Origin of the sequence: Kitasatospora sp. NBC_01250 (assembly GCF_036226465.1) — a bacterium.
In the GTDB taxonomy this organism is placed as follows: Bacteria; Actinomycetota; Actinomycetes; order Streptomycetales; family Streptomycetaceae; genus Kitasatospora.
The window spans coordinates 1,582,625-1,599,733 of sequence record NZ_CP108476.1; the positions used below are offsets into that span (position 1 = coordinate 1,582,625).

The window sequence follows — 17,109 nt, forward strand, 5'->3', positions numbered from 1 at the left end:
GGGCGGCCCGGGGACTCGTCAGGCGGGTGCCAGTGCCGCGGTGAACGCCCGGGCGCGGCGGGTGAGTTCGGCCCAGTCGCCGGCCTCGACCGCCGCCGCGGGCACCACCTCGCCGCCCGCGCAGACCGCGAGCGCGCCCTGCGCCAGGTAGCCGGGCGCGCTCGCGGCGTCCACCCCGCCGGAGGCGACCAGCGGGACCTCCGGGTAGGGGCCGCGCAGGTCCTTGAAGTAGCCGGGGCCGAACGCCCGGGCCGGGAAGATCTTCACGGCGTCGGCCCCGAGCTCCACGGCGTGCGCGACCTCGGTGGGGGTGAGTGCGCCCAGCACCACGGGGACGCCGGCCGCGCGCGCCGCCTCGGCCACCGGCGGGCGGCAACCGGGCGTGACCAGGAACTCGGCCCCGGCCTCGATCCCCGCCCGGGCCTGCTCGGCCGTCAGCACCGTGCCCAGGCCCAGCCGGCAGCCGGTGTCCACCGCCGCCGCCCGGGCCAGCTGCTCCGTCACCCTCGGTGTGGTGCAGGTGAGTTCGACCCAGTGGATGCCGCCCTCGGCGAGCGCGGCGCAGAGCGCGGCGGCATCGGGTATCACGGCGGCGCGGACCACCGCGATCACCCGGGCTGCGGCGAGCTGGTTGCGGAAGGTCATCGGGTCCCTCGATCGGTGCGGCGCAGCGCGCGGCCTGGCAGCGCTCCGGTGGGGCGGGCGTCGCGCAGCACGGCGGTGCCGTTGACGTAGACGTGCTGGATTCCGGTGGCGGCTCGGCGCGGCTGCTCGAAGGTGGCGGTGTCGGCGACCGTGGCGGGGTCGAAGAGCACCAGGTCGGCGTGGTGGCCGACCGCGATGGTGCCGCGGCGCAGCAGGCGCAGCCGCCGGGCCGGGCGTCCGGCCATCCTGGCCACCGCCTGCTCCAGTGTCAGCACGCCCAACTCCCGGCTGTAGCGGCCGAGGTAGCGGGCGAAGGTGCCCCAGGCCCGGGGGTGCGGGCGGGCGCCGACCAGCAGGCCGTCGCTGCCGGCGGTGTGCGCCGGGTGGCGCATGATCGCCTGCACGTTCTCCTCGTGCCCGACGTGCTGCAGGACGGTGGTGCCCAGCTCGTCGGCGCGCAGCAGCGCGAAGAAGGCCTCGGTGCCGGTGCCGCCGCGCGCGGCGGCCAGTTCGGCCACCGTGCGCCCGACGGCGTCGGCCAGCTGCGGGGTGCGCACGCCGGAGATCTGGACCGCGGACCAGTCGGCGACCACCCCGTGGCAGCCGTCGCTGCCCTGCTCCTCCAGCGCCAGCCGGATCCGCTCGCGCGCGGCGGGATCGGCGAGCCGGGCCAGGGTGGCGTCCGGGCCGCCCTCGGTGGCCCAACTGGGCAGCATGGCGGCCAGGGTGGTGGAGCCCGGCAGGTAGGGGTAGCTGTCCAGGCTCAGGTCCAGGCCGTCCGCGAGGGCCCGGTCCAGCAGGGCCAGCAGCTCGCCGGCCCGGCCCCGGTTGACCGCGAAGTTCATGGTCGCGTGGGCCAGGTGGAGCGGACAGCCGGTGCGCCGGGAGATCTCCACCATCTCCGCGTAGCCGGCCAGCGCGCCGGCGCCGTAGGAGCGCTGGTGCGGCGAGTGGTAGCCGCCGTGGGCGGCCACCACCGCGCAGAGCGCGGCGAGTTCGTCGGTGTCGGCGTACATGCCCGGGGTGTAGCTCAGGCCGCTGGACAGGCCCACCGCGCCCTCGCGCAGCCCCTGGGCCAGCAGTTCGCGCATCGCGTCGAGCTCGGCCGCGCTCGGCGGGCGGCGCTCCCAGCCCAGCACCAGGGTGCGCAGCGTGCCGTGCGGGACCAGGTAGCAGGCGTTGACGGCGATGCCCGCGTCCAGCCGGTCCAGGTACTGCCCGACGGTCCGCCAGTCCCACCCGAAACCGGCCGGATCGCCGTTCCAGCCGGCCAGTTGGCGGCGCAGCTCGGGCAGTGTGCGGTCGTCCACCGGGGCGTAGGACAGGCCGTCCTGGCCGAGCACCTCGCAGGTGACGCCCTGGGTGACCCGGGAGAGGTGGTCGCGTTCGACCAGCACGCGCAGGTCGGAGTGGCTGTGCATGTCGATGAAGCCCGGTGCGAGCACCAGCCCGTGCGCATCGACGACCTGATGTGCCGTCAGCCCCTTGCCCAGGTCGGCTATCACGCCGTCGCGCACCAGCACGTCGGCGCGGTAGCGGTCCGCGCCGGTGCCGTCGACCACGGTGGCCCCGCGGAAGAGCAGGCCGGACATCAGAAGAAGGTCCGCACCAGGTCGACCACCCGGGGGTGTTCGGCCGTCGTGTCGTCCAGCACCGGGATCAGGGTCCAGCGGTCGAAGGCCGTGCAGGGGTGGGACAGGCCGAGCCTGACCACCTCGCCGATCTCGGCGTCGCTGTCGCGCAGGAACGCGTGCTGATCGTTGAGGGCGGTCACGGCTCCGGCCAACGGCCGTCCGGCACGGGTGACTTGCGGCTCCGGCAGACCCAGGTCGGCCGGAAAGTCGCGCTTGCCGCCGTCCAGCAGCGCAAGACCGCGCTCGGGGCGCGAGACCACCCGGGCCCAGCCGTGCAGCGCGGAGCGCAGCGGCCGGCCGCCCGCACCGCGGATCAGCGGCGAGATCGCGCGGTAGAAGCCGTCGTCGTGCGCCAGGTAGGCGCCAGAGCGCAGCACCACGACGGTGTCGCGGTGGGCGGCGGCGAGTGGCGCCAGCACCCGGGCGACCTGGTCGAAGTAGGCGCTGCCGCCCGCGCTGACCAGCACCTGGTCCGCCGCGGCGAAGAGGCCGGCGGCGCGCAGCGCATCGTGCAGCTCGACCAGGGCGGCCAGGTACGCCTCCACCGCCGCCAGGCCCGCGGGCGTACTGTCGTGCGCGAGCGCGGCCTCGTAGCCGCCGACGCCGGTCAGCCGCAGGGTGGGCGCCTGGTCGACCGCCCGCGCCACGGCGAGCGCGGTGGCCTGGTCACGGGCGCCGGTGCGCCCACCGGGGCCACCGAGTTCGAGCAGCACGTCCAGGGGGCGCTCGGCCCCGGCGGCCCGCAGCGCCCGGTCCATCTGCTGGACGGCGCCCACCGAGTCCACCCAGCTGCTCACCCGGAAGTCCGGGTCCGCGTCCAACTCGCCGGCCAGCCAGGCCAGTCCGCCCGGATCGAGCAGCGTGTTGGCGACCAGCACCCGGCTCACCCCGAAGGCCCTGGCCACCCGCAGCTGCGACAGGTTCGCCAGCGTGATGCCGAAGGCACCGGCGTCCAGCTGGGCCTGCCAGAGCGCCGGGGCCATGGTGGTCTTGCCGTGCGGGGCGAGCCGGACACCGGCCCGCGCGCACCAGTCGGCCATGGTGTGCAGGTTGTGGTCGAGCGCGCCCGCGTCCAGGGTCAGCAGCGGGGTGGCGAGCTGGTCCAGGGTGGGGCCGGTGGCGAGGTACTCGCGCACCGTCAGCCCCCAGGCCTCGGCCGGGACGGCTTTGAACCGCCAGTCCAGCCGCTCCTGCGCGAGTGCGGCCACCGCGGCCCGGTCGATCCCTGCTGTCCGCTGCTCCACCACTGCGCCCTATACCGCCCTTGACGTGGATTGTTGCACATGTTGCAACATCCTTTGCATATGTTGCTATGCCGTTCTAACATGCGGCACGACACCGGTCAACGAAGGGAGCGCCTGGTGACAACGGTGGAAGCCGTCTGCCTCGGTGAATCGATGGCCGTGCTGCTCCCCGACCGGCCCGGGCCGCTGGAGGCCGTGGAGTGCTTCCACAGCCGGGTCGGCGGCGCGGAGTCGAACGTCGCCTGCGCGCTGGCCGGGCTCGGCGTGCCCACGGCCTGGCTCAGCCGGGTCGGCGCCGACGGCTTCGGGCGGCGGCTGCTCGCCGCGCTGGCCACCCACGGGGTGGACACCTCCGCGGTGGCCCTCGACCCGCACCGCCCCACCGGGCTGTACGTGAAGGAGGTCGGCAGCGCCGGGCCGCACCCGCACGACCTGGGCCCCGGGCAGAGCCGGCTGCACTACTACCGCACCGGTTCGGCCGCCGCGGCGCTCGGCCCGGAGCTGCTCGCGGAGCCCGCGGTCACCGCCCTGCTGGCCGGCGCCCGGCTGCTGCACCTGTCCGGCATCACCGCCGCGCTCTCGGACAGCTGCCTGGCGCTGGTCCGCGCCCTGCTGGCGGCGCCGCGGGCCGGGCGGCTGGTCAGCTTCGACCTCAACTGGCGCCCCGCGCTCTGGCAGCACCGCGACCCGGCCGTGCTGCCCGCCCTGCTGGACGCCGCCGACCTGGTCCTGCTCGGCGCCGACGAGGCCGCCGCCGCACTCGGCACCGGCGACCCGGACGAACTGCGCGCCCTGCTGCCCTCCCCCGCCACCGTGCTGGTCAAGGACGCCGGCCGGCTCGTCACGGCGATCGACGCGGACGGCCGGCGGGTGAGCGAACCGGCGCTGCGGGTCGAGGTGGTGGAGCCCACCGGGGCCGGCGACGCGTTCGCCGCCGGCTACCTGGCCGGCACCCTGCGCGGCTTCGACCAGCGCCGGCGGCTGCGGCTGGGCCACCTGGCCGCAGCCGCCGCGCTCACCTCCGCCGGCGACCAGGGCACCCTGCCGCCACCGGACCTGGTGGCGGCGCTGCTCGGCGCCACCGAGACCCAGTGGGCGGCCACCCGGGTCCACCCGGCGGGCGTGGAGACCCCCGTGGGCGGTGCCGGATGAGCCAGACGGTCACCCGCGCGCTCACCCTGCTGACCGAACTGGCCGAGGGAGAGCGCTCCTTGGAGCAGCTGGCCGGGCTGCTCGGGGTGCACAAGACCACCGCGCTGCGGCTGCTGCAGAGCCTGGAGGAGGCCCGGCTGGTCTACCGCGACGGCGAGTTCCGCTACCACCTGGGCGCGGGCCTGTTCGCCCTCTCCAGCCGGGCCCTGGAGCAGCGTTCGGTGCGCCGCACCGCCGCCCCGCACCTGGCCGAGCTGAACGCGGCCACCGGCCAGACCGTCCACCTGGCGGCACTGGAGGGCGGCGAGGTAGTCTACATCGACAAGTTCGAGTCCCGCCAGCCGGTGCGGATGTACTCCCGGATCGGGCTGCCGGTGGCGATGCACTGCGCGGCGGTGGCCAAGGTGCTGCTCGCCGACCTGCCGCTGCCCGAGCGCCAGAAGCTGGTGGCCGCCTTGACGTTCACGCCCTTCACCGAGCGCACCCTGACCACGCCGAAGGCGCTGCTGGCCGAGCTGGCCCAGGTGGCCCAGCAGGGCTGGGCCCAGGACCGGGCCGAGCACGAGCCGTTCATGAACTGCGTGGCCGCCCCGATCCGCGACGCCACCGGGCGGGTGGTCGCGGCGGCCTCGCTCTCGGTGCCCGACCTGGTGCTGCCCTACGAGCAGGTGCTGGAGCTGCTGCCCCAACTGCTCGCCACCACCGCCGCGGTCTCCGCCGCCTGCGGCGCCTGCTGAGCGGCCGTCGGCGCGATCGGAGCGTCACCCCGAACCGCCGCCCCCGGAACCGGCATCCGCAGAACCAGCACCCCAGAACCCACCGCCCCCGAACCCCCGAGAGAGCAGCATGAGCGAGAAGACCGAGATCCGCACCGACGGCGCCCCGGCCCCGGCCTGGGTGTTCTCCCAGGGCGTGCGCAAGGGCCCGATCCTGCAGGTCTCCGGGCAGGGCCCACAGGACCCGGCCACCGGCACCTACCTCCACGAGGGTGACGTCCGGGCGCAGACCCGGCGCACCCTGGAGAACATCAAGGCGATCCTGACCGCCGGCGGCGCCACCGTGGCGGATGTGGTGATGTTCCGCGTCTACCTGACCGAGCACGCCCACTTCGCGCCGATGAACGAGGCCTACGCCGCCTTCATCGAGGAGAACCTGCCGCCCGGCGGGGTCAAGCCGTGCCGCACCACGGTCTTCGTCGAACTGCCCCACGAGGTGATGCTGGTGGAGATCGACGCACAGGCCGTGCTGGACTGAGTGCGCGGACCCGGCGGCCGCGGCCGGCCCCGACGGGGTCCGGCCGCGGCGGGCACCGGGTCAGGCCCGGCAGAGCACCCGGGCCGGCAGCCGGCTCGGCAGCGGCACCTTGCGCACTTGCTGGCCCTGGCCGCGCGGCACGGTGCCGGGGCGGGTCGCGGAGGTGCTCTGGTAGGTGAGCACCGAGCGGGCCGTCACCGGCTTGGGGCCGGCCGCCACGGACGGCGTCGACATCCGCGGCTTGGAACCGGCCAGCACCGACGGGGTCGGCACCCGCGGCTTGCTGGCGGCCATCACCGACGGGGTGACCGTCAGATAGTCGGACAGGAACCGCCGCTCGGGCTGGCTGAGCTTGCGCGACCGCCCCGAGGCGCGGTCCCTGGCCACCACGACGGTCCGTGCGGTCATGTAGGTGAACGGGTCACGGCAGACGTCCACCCGAACGTGTGCCGAACTGCGGCCGAGCCGCTCGACCATCAACCGCACCAGCAGCGGTTCCGGCCGGTGGTGCAACTGTTCCAGATAATCGATCTCGTGCCGGGCGATCAGGAAACCCGCCGAAAAGAGCGAATCCTGAACGGCCTGCGCGTGGTGGTGAAAGAGGTCGTAGATTCCCTCCTGGATGTAGCCGACCAGTCGGGCATTGTTGATGTGCCCGTTCTGGTCGACATCGCTCCAGCGGGTGGGGCAGTGCAGGACGTGGGCGTTGCGGTGCGTCGTCATGTGGTGTCCCCTCACCCGTTGGCCTGGGTGCGGGCGGCCGCCCCGACCGAGCCGGCGCTGCGCCGCGGCCCGGCCAGGGCCTGCTCCAGGCGGGCGTGGTAGCCGGCGTTCGCGGCCCGCATCCGGCCCGCGGTCCAGCCCTCCTCGGCGGCTTCGGCCGCGATCCGCACCACCAGGGTGTCCAGCGCCTTGTCCACCGCCCGGCACAGGTCGGCAGCCGCGGCGATGCGCCCGGCCATGTTTCCGGCCCCACCCTTGACGGGGAATTCGGCGAGCGCGTTCACCGCGAGCTGGACCCCGTCGGCGGCGACCGCAGTGCTTTCCGGCTGGCAATTGTCGTGCACGGTGTCTCCCGAGAAATAGGGGTTGGACAGGGACGGGCACACCCGGGTTTACCGGGAGTGCCCAAGGACGCAGCGAGGACGACGCTAACCCAGTCCAACCGCCCAATTCACGAATCTTCCGCCACCTGATGGCAGTTCCCCACGACCGGAGTACGGATAATTCACCGTCATCAGTCAAGTAACCAGCCAATCGGCGGCACCGCGCGCGGAATTCAGCGGGGGTCGAGCTCCTTGCCCAGGCAGATGGACTCGGGGGCATCCCGGTAGACGCCGAACTTGGTGATCGGCCGGTATCCCTCCGACTCGTACAGCGCCACCGCCTCGGGCTGCTCGGTGCCGGTCTCCAGCACCACGCGGGTGCGCCCGGCCGCGCCGGCCGCCGCCTCCAGGTGGCGCAGCACGAGCCGGGCCAGGCCCCGGCCCCGGGCGGTCGGGACCACGAACATCCGCTTGAGCTCGACATCGCCGTCACGCAGGTACGGATAGCTGCTGTCCTTGACCCGCCAGCCGCCGCAGGCGACCGGCACACCGTCCAGATAGCCGACCACGAAGACCCCGTGCGGGTCCGCGAAGTGCTCGGCCCGCATCTCGGTGATGTCCATGTCGCCGTAACGGCGGACGTACTCCTGCTGCACCTCCGCGGTCAGCAGTTCGGCGTCGGGGTGGTCGTATCCGGTGATCCGCAGCTCCATGACGGCAATCATAAGGCCACCGGATTATCCGATGATTGGACCTTTTCCTCTACCAAGCACCCCTGGCACCACCCCGCCGGGATCCGCCGCCACGCGTGGTTCAGCGGCCGGAGAACCGCTCCACCAGCTCCTGCTTGCCGAACATCTGGGCCGTGTCGAAGGCCGAGGGCTGACCGGCGTGCGGGTCGGCGCCACCGGCCAGCAGGGCGTCGAGCGCCTCGTCGGCCCCCTTGAAGACAGTACCGGCCAGCGGGGTCTGGCCACGGTCGTTGGCCTGGTTCGGGTCGGCACCGCGGTCGAGCAGCAGGCGCACGGCGGCGGCGTGGCCGTGGTAGGCGGCCAGCATCAGCAGCGTGTCACCGCGGTCGTTGGCCAGGTTCACCGGAGCCCCGGCGGTCAGGAAGGCACCCAGCGCCTCGGCGTCGCCACCGCGGGCGGCCTCGAAGATCCGGCCGGCCAGCTCGATCAGCGCGGCCTCCTCGGGCTCCTCGGCGCCGGCGGCGGACGGCAGGGATTCGGCTGAGTCGGTCATCACAAGCCCTTTCGATCGGTGGCGGACACCAGCGGTCCAGCCCTCGGAACGGTAGTCGTCCGCGATCTTCGTGACCAGAGCCCGCCCTGGGGCCCGCCCGGCAAGCCGTGCCGCGCCGGACGCCGACCCGACACGCGTGGGCCCGGGCCGCGCCGCCGTTCGAGCGAATTCGGCGCGCCGCGGGAGATTCACGCCGGTCACACCCACCGCGACGGAAAAGGCGGGAAAACCGCCCGCCCGGCCCACACCGGGCGCCGGCCCGAACCCGCGTTCCCACCCCCGGCCTGCGGGTTCGCCGGAAGACCACCCATTTGCCCCGTTCCATCATCTATTACTTTTTGTCACGATTGTGGCACTTTCCGTGACACTGTCCCAACTGTGTGGCAGCAGGGGAACGCCCCGGCGCTGCCAGTCCACGGCAGTGGCCCCTGTCCCGCCTCACCGAGGAGCAGTCCCCGTGATCCTCTCCATCTCCGGCGTCGTCCTGTTCGGCTTCATCGCCTTCCTCTTCTTCCGCCGGGACGGCCTCAAGGTCCCGCACGCCCTGGTCTGCGCCCTCTTCGGCTTCTACCTCGCGGGCACCGCGATCGCGCCGAGCATCCAGGCCGGCGGCGCGAGCCTGGCCAACCTGGTCGGCGGCCTGAAGTTCTGAGCCGCGCACCGGCGGTCCGGGTGCGGGTCCCACCGCCCCGGGCCGCCGCCGGCCCGCCGCCAGCCGGCGGCGGACAGCGGCCGTCCCGCCGCCCAGCCCGTCCGATCGCCCGGGGAGTCACAGGACCATGTCCCTCAATCGCCACCTGACCCGCAGCCGCGACCTCGCCCGCACCGCGGGCGACCACGCCGCCGACATGTTCGCGCCGCTCACCCTGATCGCGCGCGGCCTGCGCCGGCACACCGACTGGGCCAGGTCCCGCTGGCAGGCCACGCCCAAGGAGCGGCGCGGCCCGACGCTGCTGCTCACCGTCGCCGCGCTGGTCGGCGTGGTGCTGCTGCCGCACGGGCCGCTCTTCGCGGTGGTCGCCCTGGTGGCCAGCGCCGCCTGGAGCGGACGCGAGCGCAAGCCCGCCCCCGTCCCCGAGCCCGACCCGGCCGACGTCAAGCTGCCCGCGCTCTACGCCGCGCTCACCCCCTACCTGGCCGCGCCGGACGACGTCTGCCCGCTCTACCGCCCCGACGGCCGGTACCAGGACGCCTTCGCCACCTGGTCCTTCGACGCCGAGGGCCGCCTCGCCGGCCTGGAGCTCGGCTACCCGGCCTACTTCACCGACACCGAACCCGCCGCCCGGGCCCGGATCGAGCAGGTGGTGCAGGCCAAGGCGGGCCGGGCCCGGGAGTACCGCTTCGACTGGGACCTGGAGTGCAGCCGCCTGCAGATCACCGCGCTGGCCCCGCTGCCCGGCAACGTCCCCGCGCAGACCTGGGTGACCACGCCGGGCGAGATCGTGCTCGGCTTCACCGACCCGCAGGCCACCCAGCGGATGATCCCGGTCAGCCACGACGGCGGCTCGGGCCACCAGCCGCCGGTGATCTGGCGCACCGGCGCCCGCTCGGGCGAGCCGCACCTGCTGGCGCTGGGCTCGGCCGGCTCGGGCACCTCCACCCTGCTGCGCACCATCGCGCTCCAGGCGCTGGCCCACGGCGACGTGCTGGTGATCGACGGCGCGGGCACCGGCGAGCACGCCTGCCTGGTCAACCGCCCGGGCGTGCACACGGTGGAGACCAGCCTGCGCGGCGCGCTGGCCGCCCTCGACTGGGCGGCCCGGGAGACCGAGCGCCGGCTGGCCGCGCTGAACGCCGCCCGCTACCACGGCGAGCCCGCGCCGGCCGACGCCACCCGCCCGTTGTGGCTGCTGCTCGACCACCCCACCGAGCTGTCCGAGCTGGCCCAGGCCGAGGGCCGGCCCGACCCGCAGGGCCTGCTGGAGCTGCCGCTGCGACAGGGCCGGGCGGCCCGGGTGACCGTGGTGGTGGTGGACGCGATCGAGGCGGTGGACCGGATCTCGCCCACCGTGCGGGCGGCCGCCCGGGCCCGGGTGGTGCTCGGCGGCCACGGCGCGCAGGACCTGCGGCTCGCCCTCGGCGTGCCCCTGGACCTGGTGCCCGCCGCTCACACCCCGCCCGGGCGCGGCTACGCCCGGATCGGCAGCCAGCCACCGGTCCGCCTCCAGGTGCCGGCCACCGTCGACCCGCTGGACGAGGAGGCACCGCCCCGGCTGCGGGACGCGGTGATCGCCCTGATGCCGCACCGCGACACCCGGATCGAGGCCGCCGCCCCGCCGCTTCCGCAGCACCAGCCCCAGGTGGCCCAGCCCGCCGTCCCGCCCACGGCCGGGGCCACCGCGTCCCGGGTGGAGCTGCGCAAGGCGGAGCTGGGCAACCCGCGCTGAACCGGCAGCCGGATGAGCTGGACGAATGGCCAATTCGGCAAGCACCCCGATACGCTCCGGCAAGCCGTCCTTGCACGTTAAGAAAGCCGATTCGGTCACGGGGCGCGAATTTCGTGACACTCAGGGTGATAACCCAGTCCAGATGTGACAAATCGGACGGAGATGGGTACAAACAGGGGCGGCACGACAGACGACGCATGTCCCGGGACGGGAATCTTCGTCGCAAGTCGAGCGTTGACCGAACGACGAAGACAGCGACCCCAACTAGTCCTGTGGGCCATAAGCCCTGGAGGCACGATTCATGAGCGAGCGAGCTCTCCGAGGCACGCGACTCGGCGCCACTAGCTACGAGACCGACCGTGGCATTGACCTGGCTCCGCGCCAGACCGTCGAGTACGCATGTCAGAACGGACACCGGTTCGAGGTGCCCTTCTCCGTCGAGGCGGAGATCCCCTCGGTGTGGGAGTGCCGTTTCTGCGGCACCGAGGCCGTCCTGCTCGACGGTGACGAGCCGGAGGAGAAGAAGACCAAGCCGACCCGGACCCATTGGGACATGCTGATGGAGCGCCGGACACGCGAGGAGCTGGAGGAGGTGCTGGCCGAGCGGCTGGCCGTGCTCCGCTCCGGCGGGATGAACCTGGCGGTCCACCCGCGGGACACCCGTAAGAGCGCCTGACCAGAAGTGCACGAACACGTGGGCCCCGATCCATCCGGATCGGGGCCCACGTGCATGTCCGGTCGGACGCCCTCGGACCGCTGAGGTCCGAGGGCTCTCTGTGAGCCGTCCGAGAAGCCGTCCGACGCCCGGGCCGGTCCGCGCCGTCAACGGCGCGGACCGGCCGTCGGGTCGGGCTCCGTCAGCGGCCCAGCGGCGGTCGCTGGTCGTCCTCGCCCGGGCGCCAGGCCGACCCGGCACCGCCCTGGTGATCGGCCGGGTCGACCACCTCGCCCTGGACGATCTTGCCGTCGGGCCGGTGGATCCGCATCTGCTCCTGCAGCCGCAGCGCGTCGGCCAGCGGGTCGCCGCCACCGGGCGTGCGCAGCACCCGGACGGCCGCCCGGCGCCCGGCCAGGCGCCACAGCGACCGGGTCGGCGGGAAGAGCAGGGTGAGCCCGATCAGGTCGGAGAGGAAGCCGGGCAGGATCAGCAGCAGCCCGGCCAGCACCGTCAGGCTGGTGCCCGTCTCGGCCGCGCCCGAGGGCGGCACCGCGCCCTGTTCGAAGGAGGCGGAGGCCGCCCGCAGCGCCTTCAGCCCGGCGCGCTTGATCAGCCGCCCGCCGACCACGACGCCGAGCAGCAGCAGGAGCAGCACCGCCAGCCACCCTGTCACCGACGCGACCTGGATCACCAGCCAGATCTCCAGCACCAGCCAGGCGGCCACCAGCAGCGGCAGCACACGGCGCAGTCGGCCGCGGCGGCGGCTCGGGGCCCCGGGCTGGCCGGGAACGCGGGTCGGGTCAACGTGCTGGGTCACGGTACGAGTCCACTCCATCGCGACGCCCCCGCCCGCCACTCGGGCCGCTCCCGAGCGCTCAGGGCGCCACCGTGGACAACGGTTCGGCGGTCGGCTGTGTTCCGCTGCCGGGCCGGCGACGGCGCTCGATCAGCACGGCGGCGCCGCAGGCCAGCAGGCCGATGACGGCCAGCGCCCACTCCGGCGCCGCGCCCAGCCGGTCCGCCAGCGTCTTGCCGTCGCGCAGCGGCACGTCGGCGCTGAGCGCGGCAGCGGTGAGCTCACTGGTGCGGCTCTCGATGCTGCCGTCGGGGCGGATGATCGCGCTGATGCCGCTGGTCGCGGCGATCAGCACGGCCCGCCCGTGCTCGACCGCCCGCAGCCTGGACATCGCCAACTGCTGGTCGGGCTGCCCGCTGCGGGCGTAGGTGGCGTTGTTCGTCTGCACCACCAGCACCCGGCCGCCGTCGTTGACGGTGTCCCGGACGATCTCGTCGTAGGCGACCTCGAAGCAGATCACGTCGCCGATCCGGGCCGGTCCCAGCTGCATGACGCCGGTGCCCTTGCCGGGGTAGAAGTCGTGCGCCACCCGCTGGAACCGGGTGATCACCTTCGCCAGCACCGAGCGGAACGGCACGTACTCGCCGAACGGGACCGGGTGCTGCTTGGTGTAGTGCGCGCCGGGGCCGCTGATCGGGTCCCAGACGATGCCCTCGTTCTGCACGTGCTGGGCGTCGGGGCCGTCCACCAGCGCGCCGACCAGGGTGGGGACGCCGATCGTGCGCACCGCCTCGGTGATCCGCTCGTAGGCCAGCGGGTCGCTGTAGGGGTCGAGGTCGGAGGAGTTCTCCGGCCAGATCACCAGGTCGGGCTGGGGCGCCTGGCCGGCTTTGATCTTCGCGGCCAGCGCCTCGGTCTCGGCGGCGTGGTTGTCCAGGACCTGCATCGGGCGGCCCAGGAAGTCCATCCCGGGGTGCGGGACGTTGCCCTGGATGACCGCGACCTTGGCGGTGTCCTTGGAGGTGGTGGGCACCGGGACGGCGTAGCCGCTGACCACGATCAGCGCCGCGCAGGCACCCGCGCCGAGCGGCAGCAGCACCCGGTGGCGGGGGCGCGGCGCGGCGGGGGTGACCGGCTCGTCGCGCTGGTCGGCCGGCGGGGCGGCAGCGGGCTCGGCGGCCGGATCAGCGGCTGCCGCGACACCCTGGCCAGCGCCCCGGCCGCCGGCCGGTTCGACCGCCGGGGCCGAGCGGCGGGCGGCCAGGCGGCGCAGCCAGGGCAGGGCGAGGTAGCCGAGCAGCGTGCCGGTCAGCGCCACGGCGAAGGTGACCAGCGGTGCGCCGCCGAGCGCGGCCAGCGGCGTGAACGGGCTGGAGGTGTTGGCGAAGGCCAGCCGGCCCCACGGGAATCCGCCGAACGGCGCCCGGTCGCGGGCCCACTCCTCGGTCACCCACAGGCAGGCGGCCCACAGCGGCCAGCAGCGCAACCGCGAGGTGAGCGCGAGGCCGCCGCCCAGCGCCCAGAGGAAGAGCGCCTCGATGGCGGAGAGCGCCACCCAGCCGTCCGATCCGATCACCCGGATCCAGTCCAGCAGCCACAGGAAGAACGGCAGGCCGAACGCGAAGCCCGTCCAGGCGCCCTGGCGGAAGGTGCGGCCCCGGGTGAGCAGCGACAGCGCGGCGACCGCCAGCACCGACAGCGGCCACACGTCGTAGGGCGGGAAGGCGGCGGCCAGCGCGAGCCCGGCCGCGGCGGCCAGCGCGCTGCGGCGCCAGCCGCCGCGCACCTTGGTGCGCAGGCGCTGAAGTCGGCCCGCCGGCGCGGGCTGCGGCTCCTGCGGCGTGCTCTTCCCGGGCTCCGGGTCAAGGGCGTGCGGAGCCTCGTCGAGGGGCAATGCCACCTGCGCACCATCTCTCTGGCTGAATCGGACGTTGGTGCCGAACCCGACCTTCGTGGGTCGGACCTGTGCGGGAACCCGGCCGGAACGCGGTTCCGGCCGGGCGGGCGCGCGGGTTCCCGCGCTGGGTTTTGGCACGACCGTACCCGCCGGGCGGCACCGACCGGAAGTCGCCGTTGTCTGAGAATCCGCAGGTCAGCCCAAGAGTGCCCGCTCGTACACGGTCCGGCCGCGCACCACGGTGCGCAGGCAGCGCGGCAGCTCGGTGCCCGGGGTGAGGTCGGGCAGGCCGGGGATGCCGGAGCGCGGGTCGGTGGACCAGCCGGCCACCCGGTCGTCGGGCGCCTGGACCACCAGCTCGCCGGCACGCCACAGCGCGTAGGTGGCGGGGGCGCCCGGGACCAGCACGCCCTCCTGGTCGCGGCCCAGCGCCCGCCAGCCGCCCCGGGTGTGCGCGGCGAAGGCGGCCCGCACCGAGATCCGGTGCTCGGGGGTCCGGTGGAAGGCGGCGGCGCGCACCGTGCCCCACGGGTCCAGCGCGGTGACCGGGGCGTCGGAGCCGAAGGCCAGCGGCACGCCGGCGCGCAGCAGCGCGGCGAACGGGTTGAGCGCGCGGGCCCGCTCGCTGCCCAGGCGCTGGACGTACATGCCCTCCTCGCCGCCCCAGGCGGCGTCGAAGGCCGGCTGCACCGAGGCGGTGAGGCCGAGCTCGGCGAAGGCCGCGATGGTCTTGTCGTCCAGGGCCTCGGCGTGCTCCACCCGGTGGCGCAGCGCCTTGACCCGGGCCACGCCCAGGCGGTCGGCGGCCGTGCGCACGCCGGTCAGCACGGCGTCGACCGCGGCGTCGCCGATCGCGTGGAAGCCCGCCTGCAGACCGGCCTCGGTGCACGCGGTGACGTGGTCGGCCACCTGGTCGGCCGTCAGGTAGGCGGTGCCGGTCTGCGGGACCTCCCCCTGGGAGGCGTCCGGCCCGGCGGCATCGGCGTAGGGGGCGTGCAGGCAGGCGGTGCGGGAGCCGAAGGCGCCGTCCACGAAGAGGTCGCCGCCCGCGCCGACCGCCCCGAGCCGGCGGGCCCGCTCGACGCCACCGCGCTCGCTCAGCTCGCCCCAGTAGCCGTAGACCTCCGGCCCCTGCTCCTCGGCGGCCAGCGCCAGCAGCGCGGCCAGGTCGTGCTCGGAGGAGATCTCGGGGCCCGCGCACTCGTGCAGCGCGGCGATGCCGAGCGAGGCGGCCCGCCGCAGGGTGGCGAGCTGGGCCGCGCGGCGCTGATCGTCCGTCAGCTGGTCGAGCGCGGCGCGGCGCACGGCGTGGTGGGCGTCGGCGCGCAGCGGCGCGGTGGGGTGGTGGCCGGGCAGCTCGGCCAGGCCCGGGGTGCGGGCGCGCAGCGCGGTGGTGGCCAGCGCGGAGTGCACGTCGGTGCGCGAGAGGTAGAGCGGGGCGCCACCGGCCGCCCGGTCCAGCTCCGCCAGGGTCGGCGGGCGGCCCTCGGGCCAGCGGGTCTCGTCCCAGCCGTGCCCGATCAGCACGCCCTCGGCACCGCGCGCGAAGTCGGCGATCCGGGCCAGCGCCTCGGCCAGCGAGGGGCAGTCGGTGAGGTCCAGGCCGGTGAGCGCGAGACCGGCGGCGGTGGCGTGCACGTGCGCGTCCACGAAGGCCGGGGTGACCAGCGCGCCCGCGAGGTCGACCACCTCGTCCGCGACGCTCGCGTAGGCGTCGGCGGCGCCCTCGCTGCCGACCCAGGCGATCTGCTCGCCCTCGATCAGCATCGCGGTGGCGAAGGGGTCGGCCGGGCTGTAGACGGTGCCGCCGCGCAGCAGCACGGTGCGGGAGGTGCGTTCGGTCATAGGGGACAGTCTGCACCCGAGTTGTCCCGGTTCTGGACGGTACCCCCGTGAGTTGGACCGACCGGCCGCCCGCACCGGCCGGCTCAGAGCTTGGGCGGCCGTGCCTCGTACGGGGTGGAGAGCACCACCGTGGTGCGGGTGGAGACGCCGGCCGCGCTGCGGATGCGGGCCAGCAGGTCCTCCAGGTCGCCGGGTGCGCCGACGCGGACCTTGAGGATGTAGTTCTCGTCCCCCGCGACGCTGTGGCAGGCCTCGATCTCCGGCAGCGGAGCCAGTCGCTCGGGGACGTCGTCCGGGGCGCTGGGGTCGAACGGCTTGACCGAAATGAAGGCGGTCAGCGCCAGGTTGACGGCGTCCGGGTCGACGATCGCGGAGTAGCCGCGGATCACCCCGCGCTGTTCCAGGCGCCGGACCCGCTGGTGGACGGCCGAGGTGGACAGGCCGGTGGCCTTGCCCAGGTCGGTGTAGCTCATCCGCCCGTCCTGGACGAGCAACTGGACAATGCGCTGATCGAGATCCTCCACAAGGCGCAAACCTACCCGAAAGCCCGGCGCGCGCCGGACACGCACGGCGCCGGCGGGCGACGGCCCGGGTGGCGTGCGCGTCCGGCGGCGGTGCCGTACCGGCGCTCCGGGTCGCGGCGGGCGGCACATGCCAGCGGGATGTGGCGAAGGCCACACCGGAGTGCATCACCCTGCGCCGACCTGCAGGGTTATGAGCGGGTGGGACAGGGAAAGGCTGCTGGTGGCCCGGCCGAGTTGGCCCGGCCAGATCCAAGGGGGATCACATGCCTGCAGCTGAGCAGCGCGCCGTCGGCGCCGACAGCACTCTGATGTCGCACGAAGAACCGGAGGGCGACGATCTCGTCCCGGGCTTCGGCCACATCCCCGGCACCGATCCGGGCGAGGCCGAGACCTGGGAGATCATCCGGGTGCACTGTCCCGAGTGCGACCGCCCGATCGCCCTGCTGGGCGACGAGGAGCAGTTGCCGCAGCACGCGGTGCTGCGGACCGCCTGGCACCCGTTCTCCCCCGCGCTGTGCGCGGGTTCGGGGCTGCCCGCCGAGGACCTGGCCGAGTGCGAGCCGGAACCCGGTGCCGAGCCGGCCGACGCACTGGACGCGCTGCTCACCCTGCCGGCCGAACTCGACTGGCGCACCCAGCCGTTCTCGCACGTGGGCGGGGCCGGCTCGCTGCCGCTGCAGCGGACGGCCTAGGTGTTCTGACCCCGGGGCGAGTTGGGGCAGGGCCCGGCGGATACGCGTCGGGCCGGGGCCGGAGGCTGTTGCTCCGGCCCCGGCCCGATC

At 74.5% G+C, this 17,109-nt stretch carries 18 protein-coding genes; 7 read left to right on the forward strand and 11 right to left on the reverse strand.

Features of this window, described 5'->3' with window-relative positions:
- Window positions 1–18: 18 nt before the first annotated feature.
- From OG500_RS07065 to OG500_RS07075, 3 genes are read right to left on the reverse strand one after another with little or no spacing between them, the layout of a single operon-like run.
- Window positions 19–645, reverse strand: coding sequence for a bifunctional 4-hydroxy-2-oxoglutarate aldolase/2-dehydro-3-deoxy-phosphogluconate aldolase (locus OG500_RS07065; protein ID WP_327065536.1), 627 nt, complete (start codon window positions 643–645; stop codon window positions 19–21).
- A complete protein-coding gene (locus tag OG500_RS07070; RefSeq protein WP_329577812.1) occupies window positions 642–2,237 on the reverse strand; it encodes an N-acyl-D-amino-acid deacylase family protein in 1,596 nt (531 codons plus the stop codon). The genes OG500_RS07065 and OG500_RS07070 overlap by 4 nt, the downstream gene beginning before the upstream one ends.
- Window positions 2,237–3,523: an amino acid deaminase gene (locus tag OG500_RS07075; protein ID WP_329577815.1), complete on the reverse strand. Its 1,287-nt coding sequence runs from the start codon at window positions 3,521–3,523 to the stop codon at window positions 2,237–2,239. The genes OG500_RS07070 and OG500_RS07075 overlap by 1 nt, the downstream gene beginning before the upstream one ends.
- 117 nt (window positions 3,524–3,640) lie before the next feature.
- Between OG500_RS07075 and OG500_RS07080 the strand changes: the two genes are divergently transcribed.
- From OG500_RS07080 to OG500_RS07090, 3 genes are all read left to right on the forward strand, one after another.
- Window positions 3,641–4,675 (forward strand): sugar kinase, encoded by a 1,035-nt coding sequence (locus tag OG500_RS07080; RefSeq protein ID WP_329577818.1) that lies wholly within the window; start codon window positions 3,641–3,643, stop codon window positions 4,673–4,675.
- Window positions 4,672–5,412 (forward strand): IclR family transcriptional regulator, encoded by a 741-nt coding sequence (locus OG500_RS07085; RefSeq protein ID WP_327065540.1) that lies wholly within the window; start codon window positions 4,672–4,674, stop codon window positions 5,410–5,412. Before OG500_RS07080 ends, OG500_RS07085 begins: the two co-directional genes overlap by 4 nt.
- 109 nt (window positions 5,413–5,521) lie before the next feature.
- Window positions 5,522–5,929 carry a RidA family protein gene (locus tag OG500_RS07090; RefSeq protein WP_329577821.1) on the forward strand — a complete coding sequence of 136 codons (408 nt, stop codon included), beginning with the start codon at window positions 5,522–5,524 and terminating at the stop codon, window positions 5,927–5,929.
- 60 nt (window positions 5,930–5,989) lie between these two features.
- On the opposite strand, the gene OG500_RS07095 is transcribed toward OG500_RS07090, so the two are convergent.
- The 4 genes from OG500_RS07095 to OG500_RS07110 all read right to left on the reverse strand — a co-directional run bounded on the left by OG500_RS07095 (window position 5,990) and on the right by OG500_RS07110 (window position 8,220).
- Window positions 5,990–6,652: an acyl-CoA thioesterase gene (locus tag OG500_RS07095; RefSeq protein WP_327065542.1), complete on the reverse strand. Its 663-nt coding sequence runs from the start codon at window positions 6,650–6,652 to the stop codon at window positions 5,990–5,992.
- 11 nt (window positions 6,653–6,663) lie between these two features.
- Entirely contained in the window at window positions 6,664–6,996 is a 333-nt protein-coding gene (locus OG500_RS07100; protein ID WP_327065543.1) for a hypothetical protein, read from the reverse strand.
- 212 nt (window positions 6,997–7,208) lie between these two features.
- The gene (locus OG500_RS07105) at window positions 7,209–7,688 is read right to left on the reverse strand and encodes a GNAT family N-acetyltransferase (RefSeq protein WP_327065544.1); all 480 of its coding nucleotides are present in this window, start codon (window positions 7,686–7,688) and stop codon (window positions 7,209–7,211) included.
- Window positions 7,689–7,788: 100 nt separating this feature from the next.
- Window positions 7,789–8,220, reverse strand: coding sequence for an ankyrin repeat domain-containing protein (locus OG500_RS07110; protein ID WP_327065545.1), 432 nt, complete (start codon window positions 8,218–8,220; stop codon window positions 7,789–7,791).
- Window positions 8,221–8,677: 457 nt separating this feature from the next.
- On the opposite strand from OG500_RS07110, the gene OG500_RS07115 reads away from it, so the two are divergent.
- The 3 genes from OG500_RS07115 (at window position 8,678) to OG500_RS07125 (ending at window position 11,283) form a co-directional block, all read left to right on the forward strand.
- The gene (locus OG500_RS07115) at window positions 8,678–8,872 is read left to right on the forward strand and encodes a hypothetical protein (protein ID WP_327065546.1); all 195 of its coding nucleotides are present in this window, start codon (window positions 8,678–8,680) and stop codon (window positions 8,870–8,872) included.
- A gap of 127 nt (window positions 8,873–8,999) precedes the next feature.
- On the forward strand, window positions 9,000–10,607 hold the full coding sequence (locus tag OG500_RS07120; protein WP_329577830.1) for a hypothetical protein: 1,608 nt from the start codon (window positions 9,000–9,002) through the stop codon (window positions 10,605–10,607).
- A 301-nt stretch (window positions 10,608–10,908) separates the two neighbouring features.
- Window positions 10,909–11,283 (forward strand): RNA polymerase-binding protein RbpA, encoded by a 375-nt coding sequence (locus tag OG500_RS07125; RefSeq protein ID WP_101384134.1) that lies wholly within the window; start codon window positions 10,909–10,911, stop codon window positions 11,281–11,283.
- A 181-nt stretch (window positions 11,284–11,464) separates the two neighbouring features.
- On the opposite strand, the gene fxsA is transcribed toward OG500_RS07125, so the two are convergent.
- From fxsA to OG500_RS07145, 4 genes are all read right to left on the reverse strand, one after another.
- Window positions 11,465–12,082, reverse strand: a complete 618-nt coding sequence (fxsA, locus tag OG500_RS07130; protein ID WP_327065548.1) for an FxsA family membrane protein — start codon at window positions 12,080–12,082, stop codon at window positions 11,465–11,467.
- Between the two features lie 58 nt (window positions 12,083–12,140).
- A complete protein-coding gene (gene lnt / locus OG500_RS07135; RefSeq protein WP_442789116.1) occupies window positions 12,141–13,961 on the reverse strand; it encodes an apolipoprotein N-acyltransferase in 1,821 nt (606 codons plus the stop codon).
- A gap of 192 nt (window positions 13,962–14,153) precedes the next feature.
- The gene (locus OG500_RS07140; RefSeq protein WP_329577833.1) at window positions 14,154–15,803 is read right to left on the reverse strand and encodes an amidohydrolase; all 1,650 of its coding nucleotides are present in this window, start codon (window positions 15,801–15,803) and stop codon (window positions 14,154–14,156) included.
- 83 nt (window positions 15,804–15,886) lie between these two features.
- Complete coding sequence (locus OG500_RS07145; protein WP_101384131.1) at window positions 15,887–16,327, reverse strand: Lrp/AsnC family transcriptional regulator; 441 nt, start codon at window positions 16,325–16,327, stop codon at window positions 15,887–15,889.
- Window positions 16,328–16,590: 263 nt separating this feature from the next.
- Between OG500_RS07145 and OG500_RS07150 the strand changes: the two genes are divergently transcribed.
- A complete protein-coding gene (locus tag OG500_RS07150; RefSeq protein ID WP_327065550.1) occupies window positions 16,591–17,019 on the forward strand; it encodes a hypothetical protein in 429 nt (142 codons plus the stop codon).
- The last annotated feature ends 90 nt before the right edge of the window (window positions 17,020–17,109 follow it).